Source organism: Pseudomonas sp. X4 (assembly GCF_040784925.1).
Taxonomy (GTDB): Bacteria; Pseudomonadota; Gammaproteobacteria; order Pseudomonadales; family Pseudomonadaceae; genus Aquipseudomonas; species Aquipseudomonas putida_Z.
Map to the genome: position 1 here is coordinate 1,119,224 of NZ_CP160798.1, position 23,205 is coordinate 1,142,428.

Annotated in this window: 15 protein-coding genes; 10 read left to right on the forward strand and 5 right to left on the reverse strand. The window is 64.9% G+C overall.

Annotated features, from left to right (window positions below; translation table 11 throughout):
- Positions 1-5 precede the first annotated feature (5 nt).
- A complete protein-coding gene (locus ABX298_RS04835) occupies positions 6-341 on the forward strand; it encodes a GlpM family protein (protein WP_013973973.1) in 336 nt (111 codons plus the stop codon).
- Positions 342-499: 158 nt separating this feature from the next.
- On the opposite strand, the gene ABX298_RS04840 is transcribed toward ABX298_RS04835, so the two are convergent.
- Positions 500-1,495, reverse strand: a complete 996-nt coding sequence (locus tag ABX298_RS04840; protein ID WP_317409633.1) for an alpha/beta hydrolase — start codon at positions 1,493-1,495, stop codon at positions 500-502.
- Positions 1,496-1,691: 196 nt separating this feature from the next.
- Here ABX298_RS04840 and metR point away from each other — a divergent pair, with 196 nt between their 5' ends.
- Positions 1,692-2,609, forward strand: coding sequence for a transcriptional regulator MetR (gene metR, locus ABX298_RS04845; RefSeq protein ID WP_003258025.1), 918 nt, complete (start codon positions 1,692-1,694; stop codon positions 2,607-2,609).
- Here the strand turns inward: metR and ABX298_RS04850 are convergent.
- Positions 2,593-3,006 carry an NUDIX domain-containing protein gene (locus ABX298_RS04850; protein WP_367394139.1) on the reverse strand — a complete coding sequence of 138 codons (414 nt, stop codon included), beginning with the start codon at positions 3,004-3,006 and terminating at the stop codon, positions 2,593-2,595. The two genes, metR and ABX298_RS04850, sit on opposite strands and share 17 nt — an antisense overlap.
- Positions 3,007-3,251: 245 nt before the next feature.
- Between ABX298_RS04850 and ABX298_RS04855 the strand changes: the two genes are divergently transcribed.
- Both ABX298_RS04855 and ABX298_RS04860 read left to right on the forward strand, forming a co-directional pair.
- Complete coding sequence (locus ABX298_RS04855) at positions 3,252-7,520, forward strand: DEAD/DEAH box helicase (protein WP_367394140.1); 4,269 nt, start codon at positions 3,252-3,254, stop codon at positions 7,518-7,520.
- A 245-nt stretch (positions 7,521-7,765) separates the two neighbouring features.
- The gene (locus ABX298_RS04860; RefSeq protein ID WP_133975020.1) at positions 7,766-9,385 is read left to right on the forward strand and encodes an FMN-binding glutamate synthase family protein; all 1,620 of its coding nucleotides are present in this window, start codon (positions 7,766-7,768) and stop codon (positions 9,383-9,385) included.
- Positions 9,386-9,509: 124 nt separating this feature from the next.
- Here ABX298_RS04860 and ABX298_RS04865 read toward each other — a convergent pair whose 3' ends face one another.
- The gene (locus ABX298_RS04865) at positions 9,510-10,928 is read right to left on the reverse strand and encodes an amino acid permease (protein ID WP_075046161.1); all 1,419 of its coding nucleotides are present in this window, start codon (positions 10,926-10,928) and stop codon (positions 9,510-9,512) included.
- Positions 10,929-11,347: 419 nt separating this feature from the next.
- Between ABX298_RS04865 and ABX298_RS04870 the strand changes: the two genes are divergently transcribed.
- The 3 genes from ABX298_RS04870 (at position 11,348) to ABX298_RS04880 (ending at position 15,886) form a co-directional block, all read left to right on the forward strand.
- A complete protein-coding gene (locus ABX298_RS04870; protein WP_317409635.1) occupies positions 11,348-14,497 on the forward strand; it encodes a transglycosylase domain-containing protein in 3,150 nt (1,049 codons plus the stop codon).
- An 89-nt stretch (positions 14,498-14,586) separates the two neighbouring features.
- Positions 14,587-15,132 carry a PadR family transcriptional regulator gene (locus ABX298_RS04875; RefSeq protein WP_367394141.1) on the forward strand — a complete coding sequence of 182 codons (546 nt, stop codon included), beginning with the start codon at positions 14,587-14,589 and terminating at the stop codon, positions 15,130-15,132.
- A complete protein-coding gene (locus ABX298_RS04880; RefSeq protein WP_367394142.1) occupies positions 15,125-15,886 on the forward strand; it encodes a siderophore-interacting protein in 762 nt (253 codons plus the stop codon). Before ABX298_RS04875 ends, ABX298_RS04880 begins: the two co-directional genes overlap by 8 nt.
- A 119-nt stretch (positions 15,887-16,005) precedes the next feature.
- Here the strand turns inward: ABX298_RS04880 and ABX298_RS04885 are convergent, their stop codons facing one another.
- Both ABX298_RS04885 and ABX298_RS04890 read right to left on the reverse strand, forming a co-directional pair.
- Complete coding sequence (locus tag ABX298_RS04885; RefSeq protein ID WP_367394143.1) at positions 16,006-16,641, reverse strand: Pr6Pr family membrane protein; 636 nt, start codon at positions 16,639-16,641, stop codon at positions 16,006-16,008.
- A gap of 1 nt (position 16,642) precedes the next feature.
- Positions 16,643-16,864 (reverse strand): VF530 family DNA-binding protein, encoded by a 222-nt coding sequence (locus ABX298_RS04890; protein WP_003252112.1) that lies wholly within the window; start codon positions 16,862-16,864, stop codon positions 16,643-16,645.
- Between the two features lie 165 nt (positions 16,865-17,029).
- Here ABX298_RS04890 and ABX298_RS04895 point away from each other — a divergent pair, with 165 nt between their 5' ends.
- The 3 genes from ABX298_RS04895 to ABX298_RS04905 all read left to right on the forward strand — a co-directional run bounded on the left by ABX298_RS04895 (position 17,030) and on the right by ABX298_RS04905 (position 23,171).
- Positions 17,030-19,075 (forward strand): TonB-dependent receptor, encoded by a 2,046-nt coding sequence (locus tag ABX298_RS04895; RefSeq protein ID WP_367394144.1) that lies wholly within the window; start codon positions 17,030-17,032, stop codon positions 19,073-19,075.
- Positions 19,076-19,394: 319 nt separating this feature from the next.
- Positions 19,395-20,729, forward strand: a complete 1,335-nt coding sequence (locus ABX298_RS04900; protein ID WP_075046166.1) for a carbohydrate porin — start codon at positions 19,395-19,397, stop codon at positions 20,727-20,729.
- A 30-nt stretch (positions 20,730-20,759) separates the two neighbouring features.
- Positions 20,760-23,171: a glucose/quinate/shikimate family membrane-bound PQQ-dependent dehydrogenase gene (locus ABX298_RS04905; protein ID WP_085614224.1), complete on the forward strand. Its 2,412-nt coding sequence runs from the start codon at positions 20,760-20,762 to the stop codon at positions 23,169-23,171.
- Positions 23,172-23,205: the final 34 nt, after the last annotated feature.

Genomic DNA, 23,205 nt, shown 5'->3' on the forward strand with positions numbered 1-23,205 from the left:
ACAACGTGGACCTGGTATTCAAAGCTGCCCTGGGCGCTGGCGTGGTGGTGCTGCTGGCGGTGCTGTCGAAGACGCGCAATTACTACATCGCCGGGCTGGTGCCGCTGTTCCCCACCTTCGCCCTGATTGCCCACTACATCGTCGGCAAGGGGCGCAGCATTGCCGACCTGAAGACCACCATCCTGTTCGGCATGTGGTCGATCATTCCGTACTTCGTGTACCTGGCGACCTTGTATGTACTGGTCGACCGCATGCGCCTGGAGGCATCGCTGGCGTTGGCCACGGTGGCCTGGCTGATGGCCGCGACCGTGTTGGTGACCCTGTGGGTGCGGATGCACTAGCCTGAAGGCGCACGCAACCCTGTGGGAGCGGCCTTGCGTCGCGAAAGGGCCGCAAAGCGGCCCCGGCATTTTTGCAGGGGGGCTTGAAACCTGGGGCCGCTACGCGCCCCTTTCGCGACGCAAGGCCGCTCCCACAATGGACCGCGCCAGACCTCGATTCAGAGCCCTGCGATATGCGTGACATCCTGCCGATGTGCCTGCAGGTAGGGCAACACCGCCCCCAGCAACGGCGCCTTGAACGGCTCCTGGAAGCGGTGCGCCAACCCCGGTATCAAGCGCAGCTGGCTGCCCTGGATATGCGCCGCCAGGTGCACGCCATGCATCACCGGCAGCAACGGGTCGGCCGTGCCATGCACCACCAGGGTCGGCACCCGCAACTGGTTCAGCAACTCGACCCTGCTCGGCTCGGCCAGTATCGCCATGATCTGGCGCTTGGCCCCGTCCGGGTTGAACGCCCGGTCATAGGCCACCGCCGCCTGCTGCAGCAAGGCCGCACGGTCGTCACGCACCTCGGGGCTACCCAGCGCCGCCAGCAGGTCGGCCTGCTGTTCGATGGCCACTTCGCGGTTCGGCGCGCTGCGCCGGGCCAGCAACTGCACCAGCGCCGGATCCGGCGCTGGCAACCCCGCCGCCCCTGAACTGGACATGACCAGCGTCAGGCTGCGCACGCGCTCGGGCGCCATGGCGGCCAGGTGCTGGGCAATCATGCCGCCCATGCTCACCCCCAGCACATGAAACTGGCGCACGCCCAACGCATCCATCAGGCGCAGGCCATCGTCCGCCATGTCGGTCAGCGTATAGGGCGCAGCCACCGGCAGGCCCAGCTTGTAGCGCAGCAGTTCGACCGTCAGGTTGGCCGACGGTGGCAGCTGGCTCCAGCGTGACAGGCCGACATCGCGGTTGTCATAGCGAATCACCCGAAAGCCCTGGCGGCACAACGCTTCGACCACGTCGTCCGGCCAGTGGATCAGCTGCCCGCCAAGGCCCATCACCAGCAGCAAGGCCGGGTCGCGTGGCGCACCGACGCTCTGATACACCAGGCTGAGCGCGCCCAGTTCGGCACGCTGCACCGGCACGTGGGCGTCACAACGCTGTTCAGCGAAACTCGCCGGTACGCCGAATACAAAGAAAAGAAAAAGCCAAAAAGCCCGCATGAAAGAAACACCAGAATGCAGATCCCCAGTAGAGCGCGAGTCTGATGAATTCTGTTCGGGCGCGCTGCCACAGTTCAGTGACAGTTTGATGACTCCCGCCAGGCGGTGCGGCGGTACGCCCAGTCGACAGGCGCGGCAACATGAGGGAAACTCAACTCATTCCCTGTTTCCTCAAGTCCACACACCGGAGTCAGCTGTGCTGGAGATCCGTCACCTGAAAACCCTTCATGCCCTGCGCGAGGCCGACAGCCTGGTGGAGGCCGCCGAGCGCCTGCACCTGACCCAGTCGGCGCTGTCGCACCAGTTCAAGGAGCTGGAAGAGCGCCTGGGCCTGCCGCTGTTCGTGCGCAAGACCAAGCCGATCCGCTTCACCAGCGCCGGGTTGCGCCTGCTGCAACTGGCCGATGCCACCCTGCCGCTGCTGCGCGGCGCCGAACGTGACATCGCGCGCCTGGCCGGTGGCACCGCTGGGCGCCTGCACATGGCCATCGAATGCCACAGCTGCTTCCAGTGGCTGATGCCGACCATCGACCAGTTCCGTGACGCCTGGCCGGAGGTGGAGCTGGACCTGGCCTCCGGCTTTGCCTTCGCCCCACTGCCGGCCCTGGCCCGCGGTGACCTCGACCTGGTGGTGACCTCCGATCCGCTGGACCTGGCGGGCATCACCTACGTGCCGCTGTTCACCTACGAGGCGATGCTGGCGGTGGCCAACCAGCATCCGTTGGCCAGCAAGCCCTACATCGTGCCGCAGGACCTGCTTGACCAGACCCTGATCACCTACCCGGTGGAGCGCGACCGCCTGGACATCTTCACCCGCTTCCTGGAGCCGGCCGACATCGAGCCCGCTGCCGTGCGCACCTCGGAGCTGACGGTGATGATGATGCAACTGGTAGCCAGCGGCCGAGGCGTGTGCGGCATGCCGCACTGGGCGCTGCACGAGTACAGTTCGCGCGGGTATGTGAAGGGCAAGCGCCTGGGTGAAAAAGGCCTGTTCGCCACGCTTTATGCCGCTGTGCGCACCGACATGCTCGATGCGCCATACATGCGCGACTTCCTGCTGACGGCGAAGGACACCTCGTTCGCCACCCTCGATGGCGTCAGCGCGGTGCGCTGACGGCCTGGCGGTATAGCGGCAGGATCAGGTCGCGGGTCAGGGGTGCCAGCTGCATGGCGGGGGCCTGGTCTGCGGCCAGCCACACCACCTCCTCGATCTCCGCGGCCGGCAGCACGGCTGCGGCGCTGTCGACACGGAACAGTTCGGCCTGTACCTCGAAGCCCGGCTCGTTGGCGGCCGGGGCGCTGAACTGGCCCAGGTGCACGGCCTGGGCCGGGTCGATGTGCAGGCCCAGTTCCTCATCCAGCTCACGCACCAGTGCCTGCACCGGGGTTTCGCCAGGATCGATCTTGCCGCCGGGCTGCATGAAGGCCTGGGTGCCGCGTTTGCGTACCAGCAGGGTGCGGCCTTGGGGGTCGATCAGCAGGGCGGCGGCGATGCGGATGGTGTTGGGCATGGGTGGGCTCACCTGAAACAATGGCCGGGGAGGATCCCATGGGGTTCCTGGCCTGACAAGGCCAGTGTTTCCTGTGCCGGCCTCTTCGCGGGTAAACCCGCTCCCACAAGTGCACCACAAGGCCAGAGAGCGGCGCAGTACCTGTGGGAGCGGGTTTACCCGCGAAGAGGCCGGCACAGGTCATAGCAGATCTGGCAGACGAACGGCCCCTTGCCAACCCGCCCCACACCCTCCATAACCAACACATGAACCTGCCCGCCAAACACCACCCGGTGCTCGAGCTGTTCCACCCCGCCGTGCGCACCTGGTTCCGTCGCCACTTCGCCACGGTGACCGATGCCCAGGCCCAGGCCTGGCCGTTGATCCATGCGGGCCAGTCGATGCTGCTGGCCGCGCCGACCGGTTCGGGCAAGACCCTCAGTGCATTCCTGGCCGTGCTCGACGAACTGTTCCGCCAAGGCCTGGAGCATCAGGGCGAGCTACCAGCGCAGACCCAGGTGGTCTACGTTTCGCCACTCAAGGCGCTGTCCAACGATATCCGCCTGAACCTGCAAGCCCCGCTCGAAGGCATCAGCCAGGCCCTCGCGGACCAGGGCCTGAACGCCCCGCGCATCACCACCGCCGTGCGCAGCGGCGACACCCCGCAGAAGGAGCGTGCTGCCATGCGCAAGCTGGCGCCGCACATCCTGGTGACCACCCCCGAATCGCTCTACGTGCTGATGGGCTCGGCTTCTGGCCGTAAAGGCCTGGCCAGCGTGCACACGGTGATCGTCGACGAAATCCATGCCCTGGCAGGCAACAAGCGGGGCGCCCACCTGGCACTGACCCTGGAGCGCCTGCAGGCCCTGTGCAACCGGCCGTTGCGGCGCATCGGCCTGTCGGCCACGCAACGCCCGGTCGAGCGGGTGGCGCAATTTCTGGTCGGCAACGGCCGCCCCTGCGCAATCGTCGATGTCGGCCATGCTCGGCAGCGCGACCTGGACATCGAGGTGCCGCCAGTGCCGCTGGGTGCAGTTATGGCCACCGATGTCTGGGGCCTGGTCTATGACCGCCTGGCCACCCTGGCGCGCGAACATCGCACCACCCTGGTGTTCGTCAACACCCGACGCCTGGCCGAGCGCATCACCCGCCACCTCAGCGACCGCCTGGGCAAGGAGGCGGTTGCCGCGCACCACGGCAGCCTGGCCAAGGAGCTACGCCTGGATGCCGAACAACGCCTGAAAAACGGACAACTGCAGGTGCTGGTGGCCACTGCATCGCTGGAGCTGGGCATCGATATCGGCGACATCGACCTGGTCTGCCAGATCGCTTCGCCAGGCTCGATCGCGGCCTTGCTGCAGCGGGTCGGCCGCGCCGGACACCAGGTCGATGGCGTGCCCAAGGGGCGCTTGTTCCCGACCTCGCGCGATGACCTGATCGAATGCGTGGCCCTGCTCGACTGCATACGCCGGGGCGAGCTGGATGAACTGCACATTCCCCGGGCGCCGCTGGATGTGCTGGCCCAGCAGATCGTCGCCGAAGCCAGCAACCAGCCCTGGCACGAACAGGCCCTGTTCGACTGCCTGCGCCAGGCCACACCCTACGCCGAGCTCGACCAGCAACATTACCAGGCCCTGCTGCGCATGCTCGCCGAGGGCTACAACGGCCGCCAGGGCGTGCGCAGTGCCTACCTGCACCGCGATGCGGTGAGCGGCACCCTGCGCGGCCGCCGCGGCAGCCAGCTGACCGCCCTGACCAGCGGCGGCACCATCCCCGACAACGCCGACTACGCCGTGCTGCTCGAACCGCAGGCGCTGAACATCGGCAGCGTCAACGAAGACTTTGCCGTGGAAAGCATCGCCGGCGATATTTTCCAGCTGGGCAATGCCTCCTATCGTATCCTGAGGGTCGAGCCGGGTCGGGTGCGGGTGGAGGATGCCCAGGGCCTGCCACCGACCATCCCGTTCTGGCTGGGCGAGGCGCCGGGGCGCAGCGACGAGCTGTCTGCCGCGGTGGCCCGGCTGCAGGCGCAGATCGACCAACAGCTGGCTGACAACAACCAGGCCGAGGTGCTGGCATGGTTGCAGGCCACCTTCGAACTGGACGAAGCCGCCGCTGGGCAGCTGCTCGACTACCTGGCCCGCACCCGCGAAGTGCTCGGCGCCCTGCCATCGCAGGACACGCTGGTGATGGAGCGCTTCTTCGATGAGTCCGGCGGTACCCAGCTGATCATCCATTCGCCCTACGGCAGCCGCATCAACCGCGCCTGGGGCCTGGCCCTGCGCAAGCGCTTCTGCCGCACCTTCAACTTCGAGTTGCAGGCGGCAGCCAGCGAGGACGCCATCGTGCTGTCGCTGTCCTCCAGCCACAGTTTCGAACTGGACGACGTGTGGCGTTACCTGAACAGCCGCAGCGCCGAGCCGATCCTTGTCCAGGCGCTGCTCGATGCGCCGCTGTTTGGCGTGCGCTGGCGCTGGAACGCCAGCGTGACCATGGCTCTGCCGCGCTTTGTCGGCGGTCGCAAGGTGGCGCCACAGATCCAGCGGATGAAGAGTGAAGACCTGATTGCCGCCGTATTCCCCGATCAGATCGCCTGCCTGGAGAACATCGTCGGCGAGCGGCAGATTCCCGATCATCCGCTGGTCGAGCAAACCCTCGACGACTGCCTGCACGAGGCGATGGACAGCGAAGGCTGGCTGGCGCTGTTGCGGCGTATGGAAAGCGGCACGGTGCGCCTGCTGTGCCGCGACCTGCCCGCCCCTTCGCCGCTGGCGGCGGCCATCCTCAATGCACGGCCCTATGCCTTCCTGGATGACGCGCCACTGGAAGAACGGCGCACTCAGGCGGTGCTCAACCGGCGCTGGAGCGAAGTGCAGAGCGGCGACGACCTGGGCGCGCTGGACGCCGATGCCATCGCCGCCGTCGCAACCGAGGCCTGGCCGCAACCGGGCAATGCCGACGAAATGCATGAAGCGTTGATGGGCCTGGGGGCCATCAGCCAGGACGAAGTGCAGGGCAATGCCAGCTGGGAGCTGCTGCTCAGGCAGTTGGCCAAGGCCGGCCGGGCCTTGCGCCTGGTGGATGAAAAGCTGTGGTTGGCGCGTGAGCGGTTGAGCCTGCTGCAAGTGCTGTATCCCGGCTCCCGGGTGGAACCGGCGTTGCAGGCACTGCCAGGCTTCGATCAGGCCATCGAGCCGGACATTGCGCTGGTCGAACTGCTGCGAGCCCGCCTGAGCGGCCATGGCCCGCTGACCCGTGCGCAGATTGCGGCAGCACTTGGCAAACCGCTGCCAGCCATCGAACAGGCCCTGGCCCGCCTGGAGGCCGAAGGCTACGTGCTGCGTGGGCATTTCAGCCCCGGCGCAAGCGAACTGCAGTGGTGCGAGCGCCATTTGCTGGCGCGCATCCACCGCTACACGGTCAAACGCCTGCGCCGGGAGATCGAGCCGGTCAGCCTGCAGGACTTCATGCGCTTTCTGTTCGACTGGCAGCACCTGGCTGACGACACGCGCCTGCGCGGCCCGCAAGCCGTGGCCGAGGTACTAGGCCAGTTACAAGGATTCCCGAGTGCCGCCGGAGCATGGGAGGCCGAACTGCTGCCAGCACGTATCAAGGACTACAGCCCGCACTGGCTCGACGATGCCTGCCGTAGCGGGCAGTTTGCCTGGAGCCGGCTGGCGGCGACCGTGTCGAGCAACACCTTGTCGAGCACACCGCTGGTGCTGTTGCCGCGCGAGCATCTTGGGTTGTGGCGCAGCCTTGCCCCCGTGCCAACCCTGGATAGCCTCGGCGCACGGGCGCAACGCGTCCACGAGGTGCTGAACGCACATGGCGCGCTGTTCTTCGACGAGCTGACACACGATGCCCACCTGCTGCCCAGCGAACTGGAAACGGCCTTGCAAGAGCTGGTAGGCGCAGGCCTGGTGGGGGCCGACAGCTTCACCGGCCTGCGCAGCTTGATCACCCCGGCGGCGAAACGCACATCGCGCAACAGCCGACGCGGCCACCCGCCGCTGTCCAGCAGCATGTCCCATGCCGGGCGCTGGGCCTTGCTGCGCAGGGGCGCTGTAGACGACAGCCAGCGCCTGGAGCACATCGCCCGGGCCCTGCTTCGGCGCTATGGCGTGGTGTGCTGGCGCCTGCTGGAGCGCGAAAGCGATGTGCTGCCGCCCTGGCGCGAACTGCTGCGCTGCTATCACAGGCTGGAAGCGCGTGGCGAGATTCGTGGCGGGCGTTTCATTGCCGGGCTGGCCGGCGAACAGTTCGCCTTGCCGGAGGCGGTGGGGCTGCTGCGGCAGGTGCGCAAGCGTGAATTGGACGGGGCACTGGTGGTGGTAAGCGCCAGTGACCCGCTGAACCTGGTCGGGTCGTTGCTGCCGGGGGCGAAAGTGCCGGCGGTGAGTGGCAACCGCCTGTTGTATCGCGACGGGGTGCCGGTGGCGGTGCGGGTGGCCGGGCACTATTCGTACCTGGACGAAGCGCCGGCGCAAGAGCAGGAAAGCTGGCGGCAGAAGCTGCTGCGCGACACTATCTGAATGCTTTTTTGCGGTACTGGCCCTATCGCCGGCAAGCCTGCTCCAACCTCGACCGCATCGGCCTTGAGCGATGCGCTACCCCTGTGGGAGCCGGCTTGCCGGCGATAGGGCCAGTACAGCCAGCACAAGGCTTGGCGAGAATGATTTTCGCTACCCCGATTTTAATTTGCACAGCCGTGCAACTTGGCTATGGTCGGGGTTTGCCCCAGGCCCTGAGCCTGACCGCGCCATCGCAAGGACCCTGTATGAGCCTGTCACTTCTCAGCCGCTATGCCTTCTTCGCCGCCTGTGTGCTGTTCACCCTGGCGAGCCTGCCGTTCACCCACCATGAATGGTTGTGGCCGTTCACCCTGAGCACCGCCATCCTCAGCCTGATCGGCCTGTTCGACCTGTTGCAGCAACGCCACGCAGTGCGCCGCAACTACCCGATCCTGGGCAACATCCGCTATCTGGTCGAGGCCATTCGCCCGGAAATCCGCCAGTACCTGCTGGAGGCAGACAGCGACGCCCTGCCGTTCTCCCGCGCCCAGCGCTCGCTGGTGTATGCACGGGCGAAGAACGAAGCCTCGGACAAACCCTTCGGCACCCTGATCGACGTGTACGAGTCCGGCTTCGAATTCATTGGCCACTCCATGCGCCCGGCGCCATTGGCCGACCCGGCCAGCTTCCGGGTCATCGTCGGCGGGCCGCAGTGCAGCCAGCCATACTCGGCATCGATCTTCAACATATCGGCGATGAGCTTTGGCTCGCTCAGCGCCAACGCCATCCGCGCCCTCAACCAAGGCGCCAAGCTGGGCAATTTCCACCATGACACCGGCGAAGGCAGCATCAGCCCCTATCACCGCGAGCACGGTGGCGACCTGGTCTGGGAACTGGGCAGTGGCTACTTCGGGTGCCGCACGCCGGACGGGCGCTTCGACCCCGAACGCTTTGCCGCCCAGGCACGCAGCCCGCAGGTGCGGATGATCGAGATCAAGATGAGCCAGGGCGCCAAGCCCGGCCATGGCGGCATCCTGCCCAAGCACAAGGTGACCCGGGAAATTGCCGAAACCCGTGGCGTGCTGATGGGCGAAGACTGCATATCGCCATCGCGCCACAGCGCCTTCTCCACCCCCATCGAGATGATGCAGTTCATTGCCCAGCTGCGTGAGCTGTCTGGCGGCAAACCGGTAGGTTTCAAGTTCTGCCTGGGCCACCCGTGGGAGTTCATGGGCATCGCCAAGGCCATGCTGGAAACCGGCATCCTGCCCGACTTCATCGTCGTCGACGGCAAGGAAGGCGGCACCGGCGCGGCGCCGGTGGAGTTCACCGACCACATTGGCGTACCGCTGCGCGAAGGGCTGCTGTTCGTGCACAACACCCTGGTCGGCCTGAACCTGCGCGACAAGATCAAGCTGGGCGCCAGCGGCAAGATCGTCAGCGCGTTCGACATTGCCAGCGTGCTGGCCATTGGCGCCGACTGGGCCAACTCGGCGCGCGGCTTCATGTTCGCCATCGGCTGCATCCAGTCGCAGAGCTGCCACACCAACAAGTGCCCGACTGGTGTGGCCACGCAAGACCCACTGCGCCAGCGTGCGCTGGTGGTGCCGGACAAAGCCCAACGGGTGCTGAACTTCCACCACAATACCTTGCGTGCCCTGGCCGAAATGCTTGCGGCAGCAGGCCTGGAGCACCCGGCGCAGCTGGAGGCCAAGCACCTGGTACGGCGCATCTCGGCCACCGAGATCAAGCTGTTCTCGCAGATGCATGTGTTCCTGAAGCCGGGTGAGCTGCTGACTGGCGAGGTGAACGGGCAGTTCTATTCGCGCATGTGGCAGCTGGCGCGGGCGGACAGCTTCGAACCGAACAGCGAAGTGGCAGCCTGATAGAACCCTGGGGCTGCTACGCAGCCCATCGCGACACAAGGCCGCTCCCACAGGAGTACGCTATCTCTTGTGGGAGCGGCCTTGTGTCGCGAAAGGGCCGCAAAGCGGCCCCAGCCATTTCAGATCAGGAAGCAGTACTGGCCACGCCCTGCGCATCTTTCGGCGCCAGGCGGAATGCGTAGTACAGCACCGTCAGCAGCACCAGGAACGCCGGGCCAATGTACAGCGCCACGCGGGTGTCCTCGAAGTACGCCATCAGGCCGACCACCAGCACCAGGAAGGCCAGCGCCAGGTACGAGCTCAGCGGCCACAACCACATACGGTACTTCAGTGCCTTGCGCTCGGCAGTGGTGAGGCCGGCACGGAACTTCAGCTGCGCCAGCAGGATCATCACCCAGGTCCAGATCGCGCCGAAGGTGGCGATCGAAGTCACCCAGACGAAGACCTTCTCCGGCACCAGGTAGTTGGCCAGCACGCCCAGCAGCAGCGCGCCGATCGACAGCAGCAGCGCGTTGCGCGGCACGCCGTTCTTCGACGTGCGGGCGAAGGCCGCCGGGGCCTGGCCGTTCTGCGCCAGGCTGTAGAGCATGCGCCCGGTGCTGAAGATGCCGCCGTTGCACGACGACAGCGCTGCAGTGATGACCACGAAGTTGATGATGCCGGCGGCGGTCTTGATGCCCAGGCGCTCGAAGGTCATGACGAACGGGCTGCCCTGGCTGCCGATTTCGTTCCACGGGTAGATCGACAGGATCACGAACAGCGCACCGACATAGAACAACAGGATGCGCCAGAACACCGAGCCGATGGCCTGTGGGATGGTCTTTTGCGGGTTGCGTGCTTCACCGGCGGTCAGGCCGATCATTTCCACGCCCAGGTAGGCGAACATCACCATCTGCAGCGACATCAGCACGCCGGTCACGCCATTGGGCATGAAGCCGCCGTTGCTCCACAGGTTGGAGATACCCACTGCCACGCCGTCATTGCCGAAGCCGAAGGCAATGATGCCGATGCCGCCAAGGACCATGGCGATGATGGTGACAATCTTGATCAGGGCGAACCAGAATTCGAACTCACCAAACGCCTTGACGGCCACCAGGTTGACCGCCCCCATGCTGCCCAGCGCCGCCAGGGCCCAGATCCAGCGTGGTACGTCGGGGAACCAGATGCCCATGTAGATGGCCACCGCGGTGATTTCGGCAACGCAGGTCACCAGCCACAGGAACCAGTAGTTCCAGCCGGTAAGGAAACCCGCCAGCGGGCCGAGGTAGTCCTGGGCATAACGGCTGAACGAGCCGGCGACAGGGTTGTGCACGGCCATTTCGCCAAGGGCGCGCATGATCACCAGAATGGCCAGGCCGCCGATGATGTAGGACAGCATGATGGCGGGGCCGGCCATTTCGATGGCCTTGGCCGAACCGAGGAAAAGACCGACACCGATACAGGCGCCCAGCGCCATCAGGCGGATGTGCCGTTCGCCCAGTTCACGCTTGAGCGGGCCGCCTTCGGTGGCCTGGCCGTGGGCAGGGTGGTTGCCGACTGGCATAGCAATACAACCTCATTTTGTTATTGGATTTGACCTTCGTGCAGCACCGGCCAGGCCGATAGGCGTGGCGTTGGCTTGCCGAGCTGGCCTTGTGGGCCGGCCCGTGTGCCGGAATAGAGCGCCCGGCAAGGCGAAGGGGGCGAGCAGTATAGGAAGACCGTTGTAGGGGTTTTCACTGTAAATATGCAGAAATTTGGCGAGAACTCGGGCTCTGTGGGAGCTGGCTTGCCTGCGATCGGGCGCAAAGCGGCCGCAAAATTTCCTGGCCACCATAGCAATATCGCCTTACGAAAAAACCCACACCAAAGCCGCATAGCCCTACGCCACTTTTCTCCGTCTCTTACAAATTTTTCACCTGACCCGCTCAACGTCTAAGCTTCAGACAAGCAAGACGAAAATACCTGGCCGGATAGAAGACTATGGGCGCACTGTGGCAATCGGAACCAAGCAGAACGGAAGCACCCGAGATACCTCCGGCCGAGACGCCACAACCCAAGTCCCCCCGTCAGCGTCGGCTATGGTGGCGGCTGATCATCCTCATCCTGCTGGTGGCGCTGGTGGCCATCGGCTTCGCTGCGTATGACGAATTCCGCACTTCCAACCTGCAGTCGCGGGAATTCAGCAAGCTGGCCAGCACCCTCACCTATTCGCTGCAACCAGGCCCCAGCGATGCCATCGTCTACCCCGGCGAAGGGCCGTTCGACAAACGCCTGGGCTACAGCGCGCTGGGCGAATTCCTGCCGCGCCTGCTCAAGCGCGACTACCTGATCAGCGAGCAGGTGAAGTTCTCGCCGGCGTTGATGAACTACGTCGATCATGGGCTGTTCGCCCCCTATATCGAGAAAATCCAGGCTGGCCTGTCGATCACCGACTGCCGCGGCGACATGCTGTACCAGTACAACTACCCGCAACACCTGTACCCGGACTTTGCGGCGATCCCGCCGGTGATCGTCAACAGCCTGCTGTTCATCGAGAACCGCGACCTGCTCGACACCAAGGACCCACGCAACAACCCGGCCGTGGACTGGCCGCGCTTCGCCAAGGCCGCCTACAGCCAGGTGGCCAAGTACCTGGCCCTGCCCGGCCAGTCCGCTGGCGGCAGCACCCTGGCCACGCAGCTGGAAAAGTACCGCCATTCACCGGACGGCCTGACCGTTTCCGGCGCCGAGAAGATCCGCCAGATGATTTCCGCCAGCGTGCGCGCCTACCAGGGCGGCCCTGACACCACCGAGGCGCGCCAGCGCATCGTGCGGGACTACCTCAACAGCGTGCCGCTGTCGGCAGTGCCTGGGCATGGCGAAGTGCATGGCATGGCCGAAGGCCTGCGGGTGTGGTACGGCGCCGACTTCGACCAGGTCAACCAGGCTCTGAACTCCACCGCCAGCGACCCCGAGAGCATGGCCGCACGCGGCCTGGCCCTGCGCCAGGTGCTGTCACTGATGATTGCCCAGCGCCGGCCGTCGCACTACCTGTCCAAGGGGCGGCTCGAACTGGCCGAACTGACCGACGCGCACATCCGCGTGCTGGCCGCCAACAAGGTCATCGAGCCGCCACTGGCCGACGCGGCACTGGCCAGCAAGGCGGTATACCGCGACTGGGTGGCGCAACCGACCATCGTGCCGATCGTCACCAACAAGGGCATCAGCCTGGCACGCAACCGCCTGGCGGCCATGCTCAACCGCCCGCTGTACGACCTCGACCGGCTCGACGTGTCGGCCACCAGTACCCTGCAGTCCGACCTGCAGCTGCAGGTCAGCCAGTACCTGAAAAACCTTGCCGACCCTGAATTCGCAGCGCAGATCGGCCTGATCGGCGAACGCCTGCTTACCGCCAAGACCACCGACCAGGTGAGCTACAGCTTCACCTTGTTCGAGCGCACCGCTGACGGCTCGCGGGTGCGGGTGCAAACCGACAGCACCGACCAGCCGTTCGACATCAACGAAGGCAGCAAGCTGGAACTGGGTTCCACCGCCAAGTTGCGGGTGCTCACCACCTACCTGGAGATCATCGCCGAACTGCACGACAAGTACGCCGGCAAGCCAGCCGCCGAGTTGAAGAAAGTCGAAGTCGCCGAACTCGATCGCATCAGCCAGTGGTCGCTGGAATGGCTGGCGCAGAACAGCAAGAACCAGAGCCTGGACGCGATGCTCGATGCGGCGCTGGAACGCAAGTATTCGGCCAACACCGGCGAAGCCTTCTTCACCGGCGGCGGCATGCATGTGTTCAACAACTTCCGCAAGGAAGACAACAGCCGCAACCCAACCCTCAAGGATGCATTGCGCGAGTCGATCAACCTGCCGTTCATCCGCCTGATGCGCGACCTGGTGCGCTACGTGACCTACCAGCAGCCGTACAACCGCGTGCCGCTGCTCAAGGACGACTCCGACCCGCGCCGCCAGGAATACCTGGCCCGTTTCGCCGACAAGGAAGGCACCAACTACCTGATGCGCTTCTGGAAGAAATACCAGCGCAAGACCTCGCAGCAGCGCCTGGACACCTTCCTCGACAGCATGCGCGTGACCCCGCAACGGTTGGCGGCCGTGCACCGCTACCTGTTCCCCGAGGCTGGCCAGGAAACCTTCAACGCCTTCGTCCGCGCCCACCTCAAGGGTGACAAGATCGTCCTGGGCAAACTGACCGATGGCCGCCTGTCGGAGATGTACGACGCCTACGGCCCGGGCAAGTACGACCTGCCCGACCAGGGCTATATCGCCAAGGTCCACCCGCTGGACTTGTGGCTGTTGGGTTACCTGCTGAAGAACCCCGGTTCGACCTTGACCGAAATGGTCAATGCCAGCCGCTTCGAGCGCCAGGAGGTTTACGGCTGGCTGTTCAAGAGCCGCCATCAGGGCGCCCGTGACAGCCGCATTCGCACCATGGTCGAGATCGAAGCGTTCCTCGACATTCACCAGCGCTGGAAGCGCGTGGGCTATCCATTCGACCACCTGGTACCCTCGCTGGCCACCGCCATCGGCAGCTCGGGCGACCGCCCCGCCGCCCTCTCCGAACTGGTCGGCATCATCCAGAACGACGGCGTGCGCCTGCCGACCTTGCGGATCGACACCCTGCACTTCGCTGCCAACACGCCTTACGAAACCAAGCTGGTCACCGATCCGGACCGAGGTGTGCGGATTCTGCCGGTCGAAGTGGCGCGCGCCCTCAAAGGCGCCATGTCGCAGGTGGTGGATGCGGGCACCGCGCGGCGTATTTCCGGCAGTTTCAAGCTGCAGGACGGCACGCCATTGGTGATGGGCGGCAAGACCGGTACCGGTGACAACCGCATCGAAAGCTTTGGTGCTGGCGGCCGGCTGATCGGCTCGCGCTCGCTGAACCGTACCGCCACCTTCGTGTTCTTCCTGGGTGACAACCACTTCGGCACCTTGACCGCGTTCGTGCCGGGGCGCTCGGCAGAGGCCTTCAAGTTCACCTCGGCGCTGCCGGTGCAGGTACTCAAGGGCATGGCTCCGATCCTCATGCCATACCTGCAACCGGGCAATCCGAATGAGTGCAAAGCGCCGCAGGTGGCCATGCACACAGCCGCGCCGCAAGGGGATACATCGAACAACTAGATGATAATCATCTGCAATTGAGGGCTTGTCTTTAGATATATCTTGAGTAATATCTTACGATATATCGCAAACGACGGAGCCCTGCCCCCATGCGCGAACATACCCCCCATGACCCCTTCGAGCGGCGCCCAGGTCGTGGCGAACGCGGCCCGCGCGTCTTCGCCCCCGGCGACCTCAAGCTGCTGATGCTGGCCCTGCTTGCCGAGCAGCCAGGCCACGGCTACGACCTGATCCGCCAGATCGAAAACCTGTTCGACGGCAGCTACAGCCCAAGCCCCGGGGTGATCTACCCCACCCTCAACTTCCTCGAGGAGGCCGAGCTGATCAGCGGCCAGGTGCAGGGCAGCAAACGCCTCTATGCCATCACCGAAGCCGGCCGCACCGCCCTGGCCGACCAGGCCGTCGCGCTGGACGGCGTGCGCATGCGTATCGAAGTCAGCAAGCGCGCCCTGCGCGGCCATGACCGCCCACCAGAGATTCATGAAGCGGTCGGCAACCTGCGCCACGCACTGCACATGCACAGTGGCCGCTGGACACCGGAAGAAATCGAGCGGGTCCGCGACCTGCTCAACCACACCGCCAAGGCCATCGCCTCCGGGCCGGCCGAACCTGTCAGGGAGACACCCCATGAGTGACACCATTCACCGCGTCAATCACGAAATCCGCCAACGCCGCCTGCAGGTGCTGCGGGTCACCGAACTGACCCCGCGCATGCGCCGCATCACCCTCGGGGGTGCCGAGCTGCAAGGCTTCACCAGCGTGGGCAGCGACGACCATATCAAGCTGCTGTTCGCCGAGACGCCGGAGCAACAGCGGGCCATAGAGGCTCGTAACCTGGGCCGAGAAGGTGGCGCGCGGCCTACCATGCGCGAATACACGCCACGGCGCATCGACCTGGTGGCCAATGAGCTGGACATCGACTTCGTGCTGCACGGCGATGGCCCTGCCTCTACCTGGGCAGCCCAGGCGGCACCCGGGCAAACCCTGGACATCGCCGGGCCGCGGGCTTCGATGGTGGTGCCGGACATCTTCGACAGCTACCTGCTGATCGGCGACGAAACCTCCATTCCGGCCATTGGTCGCCGCCTGGAGGAATTGCCAGCGGGCCGCCAGGTACTGGCGGTTATCCAGATCGAAGACGAGCAGGAACGCCAGCCACTGCCGAGCAAGGCACAGGTGGAAGTGATCTGGGTACGTCGCCAACAGGAAGACCTGCTGGCGCTGGTGAAGAACCTGACCTTGCCGCAAGGCCGGTTGTATGGCTGGGTGGCACTGGAAAAAGCCCTGACCCGCCAGGCCAAGGCACTGTTGCTGGAGAAAGGTTTGCCTGAGGATGCGCTCAAGGCTGTGGCCTACTGGCGTGCCGACGGGACTGCGGACGACGAATGATTGTTTATTGCTGCCCCGGCCCTATCGCCGGCAAGCCAGCTCCCACAGGTACCCCGCAGCGTTCAAGGGCTGCGCAATTCCTGTGGGAGCTGGCTTGCCGGCGATAGGGCCAGTGCAGGTCAAGCCAATCTGTGCAGCCCCCGCCACCTGTCCAGCCCCAGCAACACCAGCCCAATCCCCCAGAACCCCGCCAACACCCCCAGGGCATTGAGCAATACGTGCCCATACCCCAGGCTCGCCACATCGATGAACGGGTAGGCATACACGCCAATCTCGCTCCCCCGCCACAGCGCGTAAGCAAAATACGTCGCCGGGTACACCGCCCAGACCAGCAGATGCCATAGCCGCAACCTGCCCTTGGGCACCTCGCACCACCAGTACAAGGCATATAGCACGGGCATCACATCGTGCAGCAACTCGTCCGCCAGCCATTGCCAGCCCTGTGGTTGCCACAAGTGACGCAACAGCACGCTGTAGGCCAATGCCACCAGCACGATGCTGGTGGCCACCGCGGAACCCACCACAGGCGACAGGAAAAAGCGCTTGGCACGGCCTTCCCGGCCGAACGCCGCATAACTGAGCACCGTTGCCACCAGGGTATTGGTCAACACGGTGAAATACCCGAACACATTAATCAGGCCACCCACCAGACTGGCCTGTTCCTGCCAACGCGCCAACAGCACCAGGTACACCTGCACGGCCAGGCCGAACCAACCCAGCACGGCCATGCCGGTCAGCCAGGGACGGCGCGGCATATCAGGCCTGGCGCTGCAGCTTCACGTACAGCTGCTCGACCTTTTCCCGTGCCCACGGCGTCTTGCGCAGGAAGGTCAGGCTCGACTTGATGGTCGGGTTGCTTTTGAAGCAGCGCACATCGATGCGCTCGGCCAGGCCCTGCCATTGGTAGTGCGCCACCAGCTCGGTGAGGATCTGTTCGAGGGTCTTGCCGTGCAGCGCGTTGTGTTGGGCCGTGCTCATGCCAGTGCTCCGTAGGAAAGATGCGCACCTTACACGAGTGTAGTGGTGGGTGGGATCAGGTGAGTCGACAGAAAAACCGCTGGCCAGGCGCAAAACCTCTGTGCTGAAATAGAGATGTTATATTGTAACAATACAAAAGCATCTGCCAAGGAACGCCCCATCCCCATGCTGTACACACCGCTTCGTCTCTCTCCCCTCGCCGTCGCGCTGTGGCTGGCCGCATCACCCAGCCACGCCGTGGAACTCGAACCCCAGGTCATCACCGCCAACCCTTTGGGCAACAGCCAGCTGGCCGCACCCAGCACCGTGCTCGAAGGCGACAACCTGCTGCAACAGCAGCACGGCAGCCTCGGTGAAACCCTGAACAAGCAGCCTGGGGTCGCCTCCACCTGGTTCGGCCCTGGCGCCAGTCGCCCGGTAATTCGTGGCCTGGATGGCGACCGTATTCGCATCCTGCGCAATGGCGTCGGCGCCCTGGATGCTTCATCGCTGTCCTACGACCACGCCGTGCCGCTGGACCCGGTGACCGTCGACCGTGTCGAGATCGTCCGTGGCCCGGCTGCCCTGCTCTACGGCGGCAACGCCATCGGAGGTGTGGTCAATACCTTCGACAATCGCATCACGGATACCCCCATCGAGGGCATCCAAGGTGCCGGTGAACTGCGCTACGGCGGCGCCGATACCACCCGCAGCAGCGCTGGCAAGCTGGAGGCCGGCAACGGTGCCTTCGCCCTGCACCTGGATGCCAACAGCCGCCAGTTCAACGACCTGCGCATCCCCGGTTACGCGCGCAGTTCCAAAGTGCGCGACGCCGACGAACCCGGCAGCAAGCACCGCCTGGAAAACAGCGACGGCCGCCAGGACGGTGGCGCCGTGGGTGGCGCCTACCATTGGGATCACGGTTACGCCGGCCTGTCGTACAGCCGCTACGACAGCAACTATAGCTCGGTGGCCGAGCCAGGTGTGCGCCTGGACATGAAGCAGGACCACTACGCCTTCGCCTCCGAACTGCGTGACCTGGACGGCCCATTCACTTCGGTCAAAGTCGATGCCGGCTACACCGACTACGAGCACCGTGAAATAGAAGAAGGCGAAGTCCACACCACCTTCAGGAACAAGGGCTATGAAGCACGTATCGAAGCCCGCCACCAACCGCTCGGGCCGGTAGAAGGCGTGATCGGCGCCCAGGTCAGCCGCAACGAATTCTCCGCCTTGGGCGAGGAAGCTTTCGTCCCGCACACCGACACCGACAGCCTGGCGCTGTTCATGCTGGAGCAGTGGCAAGCCACCGAGCGCCTGAACCTGAGCCTGGGCGCACGCATGGAGCACACCCGGGTCGACCCGGATGCCAAAGGCAACGAGAACTTCGCCGACGCCGACAGCGCCAGCACTTTCAACGCCTTCAGCCTGTCTTCCGGGGCGGTGTACCAACTCGACCCGATCTGGTCGCTGGCCGCCAACCTCGGCTACACCGAGCGCGCCCCGACCTTCTACGAGCTGTATGCCAATGGTGCCCACGTGGCCACCGGAGCCTTTGAAGTCGGCGATGCCAGCCTGAACAAGGAAAAAGCCATTTCTACCGACCTGGCCTTGCGTTTCGACAATGGCACCCACAAGGGCAGTGTCGGGGTGTTCTACAGCCACTTCCGCAACTACATCGGCCTGATCGGCACCGGCAACACCCGCGAGGGGCATGACCACGACCATGGCGAGGATGACCATGACCACGATCACGACCATGACGGTTTCCCGGAATACCAGTATCAGGGCGTGCGAGCGCGCTTCTATGGCATCGAGGCCCAGGACCGCTGGCAACTGGCCGAGAACCGCTATGGCAGCTTTGCCCTGGAGCTCTCCGGTGACTACACCCGGGCGAAAAACCTCGACAGTGGCGAGCCGCTGCCACGCATCGCCCCACTGCGCCTGAACAGCGTCCTGGTCTGGGAGCTGGACCGCTGGCAGGCGCGGGTCGACGTGCAGCATGCTGCGTCGCAGCATCGCAAACCGGCCAACGAAACCAGCACCGATGGCTACACCACGCTGGGGGCCAGCGTTGGCTACCGCTTCGAAGTTGGCCAGAGCCAGTGGCTGGCGTTTGTGCGCGGCGAGAACCTGACTGACCAGACCGTGCGCTATGCCAGCTCGATCCTGCGCGATATCGCCCCGGCGCCGGGGCGTAGTGTGGAAGTGGGCCTGCGTACCACGTTCTAAAATCGCGGGGCGCTTCGCGCCCCTTTCGCCGGCAAGCCAGCTCCCACCGGTATTGCTTCTGCCTCAAGTGCATCGCGATCCTGTGGGAGCTGGCTTGCCGGCGATTGGGCTGCAAAGCAGCCCCCTCTGCAGCCAATTGTTACCTGTTGAACAACAATCCACTGCGACAATTTGTCTTTTTTTCTTACAACTTCCCCTATATCCTCCCCGCCGCAAGCTGAATCGCTTCATCGAAACCATCTTGTCGCCATATCCATTGAGGGGCCCGCCCTTCGATGCGCTTGCCATTTATTCAATAATCAAAAGATAGCGCTATCTCATGCTCCAACTGCCCAAAACCTGTTACATCGGCCTTGCCCTCAGCGCCCTGGCGGCCCCCACCGGCGCCAGCGAGATGTTCGCCAGCGACTCCCCCTGGATGCTCGGCGACTGGGGTGGCACCCGCAGCGAACTGCTGGAAAAAGGCTACGACTTCACCCTCGGCTACACCGGCGAGATGGGCAGCAACCTGCATGGTGGCTACGACCACGACCGCACCGCGCGCTACAGCGACCAGTTCACCTTCGGCAGCCACCTGGACCTGGAGAAGATCCTTGGCTGGCACGACACCGAATTCCAGCTGACCATTACCGAGCGCCACGGCGACAACATCAGCAACGACCGCATCAACGACCCGCGTGTCGGCGGCTTCACCTCGGCCCAGGAGGTATGGGGCCGTGGCGAAACCTGGCGGCTGACGCAGATGTGGATCAAGCAGAAGTACTTCGATGGCGCACTGGACGTGAAATTCGGCCGTTTCGGCGAAGGCGAGGACTTCAACAGCTTCCCCTGCGACTTCCAGAACCTGGCCTTCTGCGGCTCGCAGGTAGGCAACTGGGTGGGCGGCATCTGGTACAACTGGCCGGTCAGCCAGTGGGCCCTGCGCGTGCGCTACAACCTCAGCGACGCGCTCTACGCCCAGGTCGGCGTGTTCGAGCAGAACCCCTCGAACCTGGAGTCGGGCAACGGCTTCAAGCTCAGCGGCAGCGGCACCCAGGGCGCGGTAATGCCGGTGGAATTGGTGTGGAGCCCACAGATCAATGGCCTGAAAGGGGAATATCGCGCCGGCTACTACTACAGTAATGCCAAGGCACAGGATGTTCTCAAGGACAGCAACGGCCAGCCGGCAGCCCTCAGCGGCGCCGCCTACCGCAGCAGTTCGAGCAAGCACGGCTTGTGGCTCGGCGCCCAGCAGCAGGTGACTTCGCTGGCGTCCGACCAGTCGCGTGGCCTGAGCCTGTTCGCCAACGCCACGGTGCACGACAAGAAGACCAATGCCATCGACAACTATGTGCAGGCAGGACTGGTATACAAAGGGCCCTTCGACGCCCGCGCCAAGGACGACATCGGTTTCGCCCTGGCCCGTGTGCACGTCAACCCTGCCTATCGCAAGAACGCACGCCTGGCCAACCAGGCCGCCGGCCTCTACGACTACGACAACCCTGGTTTCCTGCCGGTGCAGGACACCGAGTACAGCGCCGAGCTGTACTACGGCATCCACCTGGCCGACTGGCTCACGGTCCGCCCCAACCTGCAGTACATCCGCCACCCGGGCGGGGTGTCGCAGGTCGATGGCGCCCTGATCGGCGGCCTGAAGATCCAGAGCAGTTTCTAACCCCCTTTTTGACCTGACGGAGAACCTACGATGAGCACTGAAGGTGCCAACAATGGAAGCCGCTGGCTACCGCGCCTGATCGGCGCGCTGCTGTTGCTGATGGGCCTGGCCCTGCTGGCCGGCGGCATCAAGCTGAGCCAGCTGGGCGGATCGCTGTACTACCTGATCGCCGGTATCGGCTTTGCCCTGTCGGGCATCCTGCTGCTGGCCCAGCGCCGCATCGCCCTGGGCCTGTACGGCCTGGTACTGCTGGGCAGCACCGTGTGGGCCCTGCTCGAAGTGGGCCTGGACTGGTGGCAACTGGTACCGCGCCTGGCCATCTGGTTTGCCATCGGTGTGGTCCTGCTGCTGCCCTGGGCGCGTCGCCCGCTGATCGGCCCGGCCAACAAGGCCAACACTGCGCTGCTCGGCATTGCAGTGGTCGCTTCGGGCGCTTGCGCCCTGGGCAGCCAGTTCACCCACCCCGGTGAAGTGTTCGGCGAACTGGGGCGCGACAGCAGCGAAATGGCCAGCGCCGCCCCGGCCATGCCGGACGGCGAATGGCAGGCCTACGGCCGCACCGAGCACGGCGACCGCTATTCGCCGCTGCGCCAGATCACCCCGCAGAACGCCTACCGCCTGGAAGAGGCCTGGCGCATCCGCACCGGTGACCTGCCGACCGAAAACGACCCGGTGGAGCTGACCAACCAGAACACCCCGCTGAAGGTCAACGGCATGCTCTATGCCTGCACCGCGCACAGCCGCGTGCTGGCCCTGGACCCGGACACCGGCGCGGAAATCTGGCGCTACGACCCGCAGGTCAAGAGCCCGGTCGGCACCTTCAAGGGCTTCGCCCACATGACCTGCCGTGGCGTTTCGTACTATGACGAAAACCGCTACGTCAGCCGCGACGGCAGCCCGGTACCGAAAATTACCGACGCCGGCCAGGCCGTGGCCCAGGCCTGCCCGCGCCGCCTCTACCTGCCTACCGCAGACGCCCGCCTGATCGCCATCAACGCCGACAACGGCAAGGTCTGCGAAGGCTTCGCCAACCAGGGCGTGATCGACCTCACCACCGGCATCGGCCCGTTCACCGCCGGCGGCTACTACTCCACCTCGCCAGCGGCGGTCACCCGTGACCTGGTGATCATCGGTGGCCATGTCACCGACAACGAGTCGACCAACGAGCCATCCGGCGTTATCCGCGCCTACGATGTGCACGATGGCCACCTGGTGTGGAACTGGGACAGCAACAACCCGGACGACACCCAGCCACTGGCTCCCGGCAAGATGTACAGCCGCAACTCGGCCAACATGTGGTCGATCGCCAGCGTCGACGAAGACCTCGGCATGATCTACCTGCCACTGGGCAACCAGACCCCGGACCAGTGGGGCGCAAACCGCACCCCAGGCGCCGAGAAATACAGCGCCGGCGTGGTCGCCCTGGACCTTGCCACCGGCAAGGCTCGCTGGAACTACCAGTTCACCCACCACGACCTGTGGGACATGGACGTCGGCAGCCAGCCGACCCTGGTCCACCTGAAGACCGACGATGGCGTGAAGCCGGCAATCATCGTGCCGACCAAGCAAGGCAGCCTGTACGTGCTCGACCGCCGCGACGGCACGCCGATCGTGCCGATCCGCGAGATCCCCACCCCGCAAGGTGCGGTGAAGGGCGACCACACCTCGCCGACCCAGGCCCGCTCCGACCTCAACCTGCTCGGCCCTGAACTGACCGAACAGGCCATGTGGGGCGCCACGCCGTTCGACCAGATGCTGTGCCGCATCCAGTTCCGCGAGCTGCGTTACGAAGGCCAGTACACCCCGCCGTCCGAGCAAGGCTCGCTGATCTACCCGGGCAACGTCGGTGTGTTCAACTGGGGTAGCGTGTCGGTCGACCCGGTGCGCCAACTGCTGTTCACCTCGCCCAACTACATGGCCTTCGTGTCGAAGATGATCCCGCGTGAGCAGGTGGCCGAGGGCAGCAAGCGCGAAAGCGAGACCAGCGGCGTGCAGCCGAACACCGGTGCGCCGTACGCGGTGACCATGCACCCGTTCATGTCGCCACTGGGCGTACCGTGCCAGGCCCCGGCCTGGGGCTATGTCGCCGCCATCGACCTGTTCACCAACAAGGTGGTGTGGAAGCACAAGAACGGCACCACCCGCGACAGCACCCCGGTGCCGATCGGCATGCCGGTTGGCGTGCCGAGCATGGGTGGTTCGATCGTCACCGCCGGTGGCGTCGGCTTCCTCAGCGGCACCCTGGACCAGTACCTGCGCGCCTATGACGTGAACAACGGCAAGGAACTGTGGAAAGCCCGCCTGCCAGCGGGTGGCCAGGCCACGCCGATGAGCTACAGCGGCAAGGATGGCAAGCAGTACGTGCTGGTGACTGCCGGCGGGCATGGCTCGCTGGGCACCAGGATGGGCGACTACATCATCGCTTACAAACTGGCTGAGTAACCCAGAGATGCGGCAGTGAACCTGCTGCCGCATT

Excerpts from the sequence above, each read along its gene's own strand:
- ABX298_RS04875 (WP_367394141.1), top strand. The coding sequence starts at position 14,587 with ATGCGCGAACATACCCCCCATGACCCCTTCGAGCGGCGCCCAGGTCGT.
- ABX298_RS04895 (WP_367394144.1), top strand. The coding sequence starts at position 17,030 with ATGCTGTACACACCGCTTCGTCTCTCTCCCCTCGCCGTCGCGCTGTGG.
- ABX298_RS04885 (WP_367394143.1), bottom strand. The coding sequence starts at position 16,641 with ATGCCGCGCCGTCCCTGGCTGACCGGCATGGCCGTGCTGGGTTGGTTC.
- ABX298_RS04905 (WP_085614224.1), top strand. The coding sequence starts at position 20,760 with ATGAGCACTGAAGGTGCCAACAATGGAAGCCGCTGGCTACCGCGCCTG.
- ABX298_RS04865 (WP_075046161.1), bottom strand. The coding sequence starts at position 10,928 with ATGCCAGTCGGCAACCACCCTGCCCACGGCCAGGCCACCGAAGGCGGC.
- ABX298_RS04880 (WP_367394142.1), top strand. The coding sequence starts at position 15,125 with ATGAGTGACACCATTCACCGCGTCAATCACGAAATCCGCCAACGCCGC.
- ABX298_RS04855 (WP_367394140.1), top strand. The coding sequence starts at position 3,252 with ATGAACCTGCCCGCCAAACACCACCCGGTGCTCGAGCTGTTCCACCCC.
- ABX298_RS04850 (WP_367394139.1), bottom strand. The coding sequence starts at position 3,006 with ATGCCCAACACCATCCGCATCGCCGCCGCCCTGCTGATCGACCCCCAA.
- ABX298_RS04870 (WP_317409635.1), top strand. The coding sequence starts at position 11,348 with ATGGGCGCACTGTGGCAATCGGAACCAAGCAGAACGGAAGCACCCGAG.
- ABX298_RS04840 (WP_317409633.1), bottom strand. The coding sequence starts at position 1,495 with ATGCGGGCTTTTTGGCTTTTTCTTTTCTTTGTATTCGGCGTACCGGCG.
- ABX298_RS04860 (WP_133975020.1), top strand. The coding sequence starts at position 7,766 with ATGAGCCTGTCACTTCTCAGCCGCTATGCCTTCTTCGCCGCCTGTGTG.
- ABX298_RS04900 (WP_075046166.1), top strand. The coding sequence starts at position 19,395 with ATGCTCCAACTGCCCAAAACCTGTTACATCGGCCTTGCCCTCAGCGCC.
- ABX298_RS04890 (WP_003252112.1), bottom strand. The coding sequence starts at position 16,864 with ATGAGCACGGCCCAACACAACGCGCTGCACGGCAAGACCCTCGAACAG.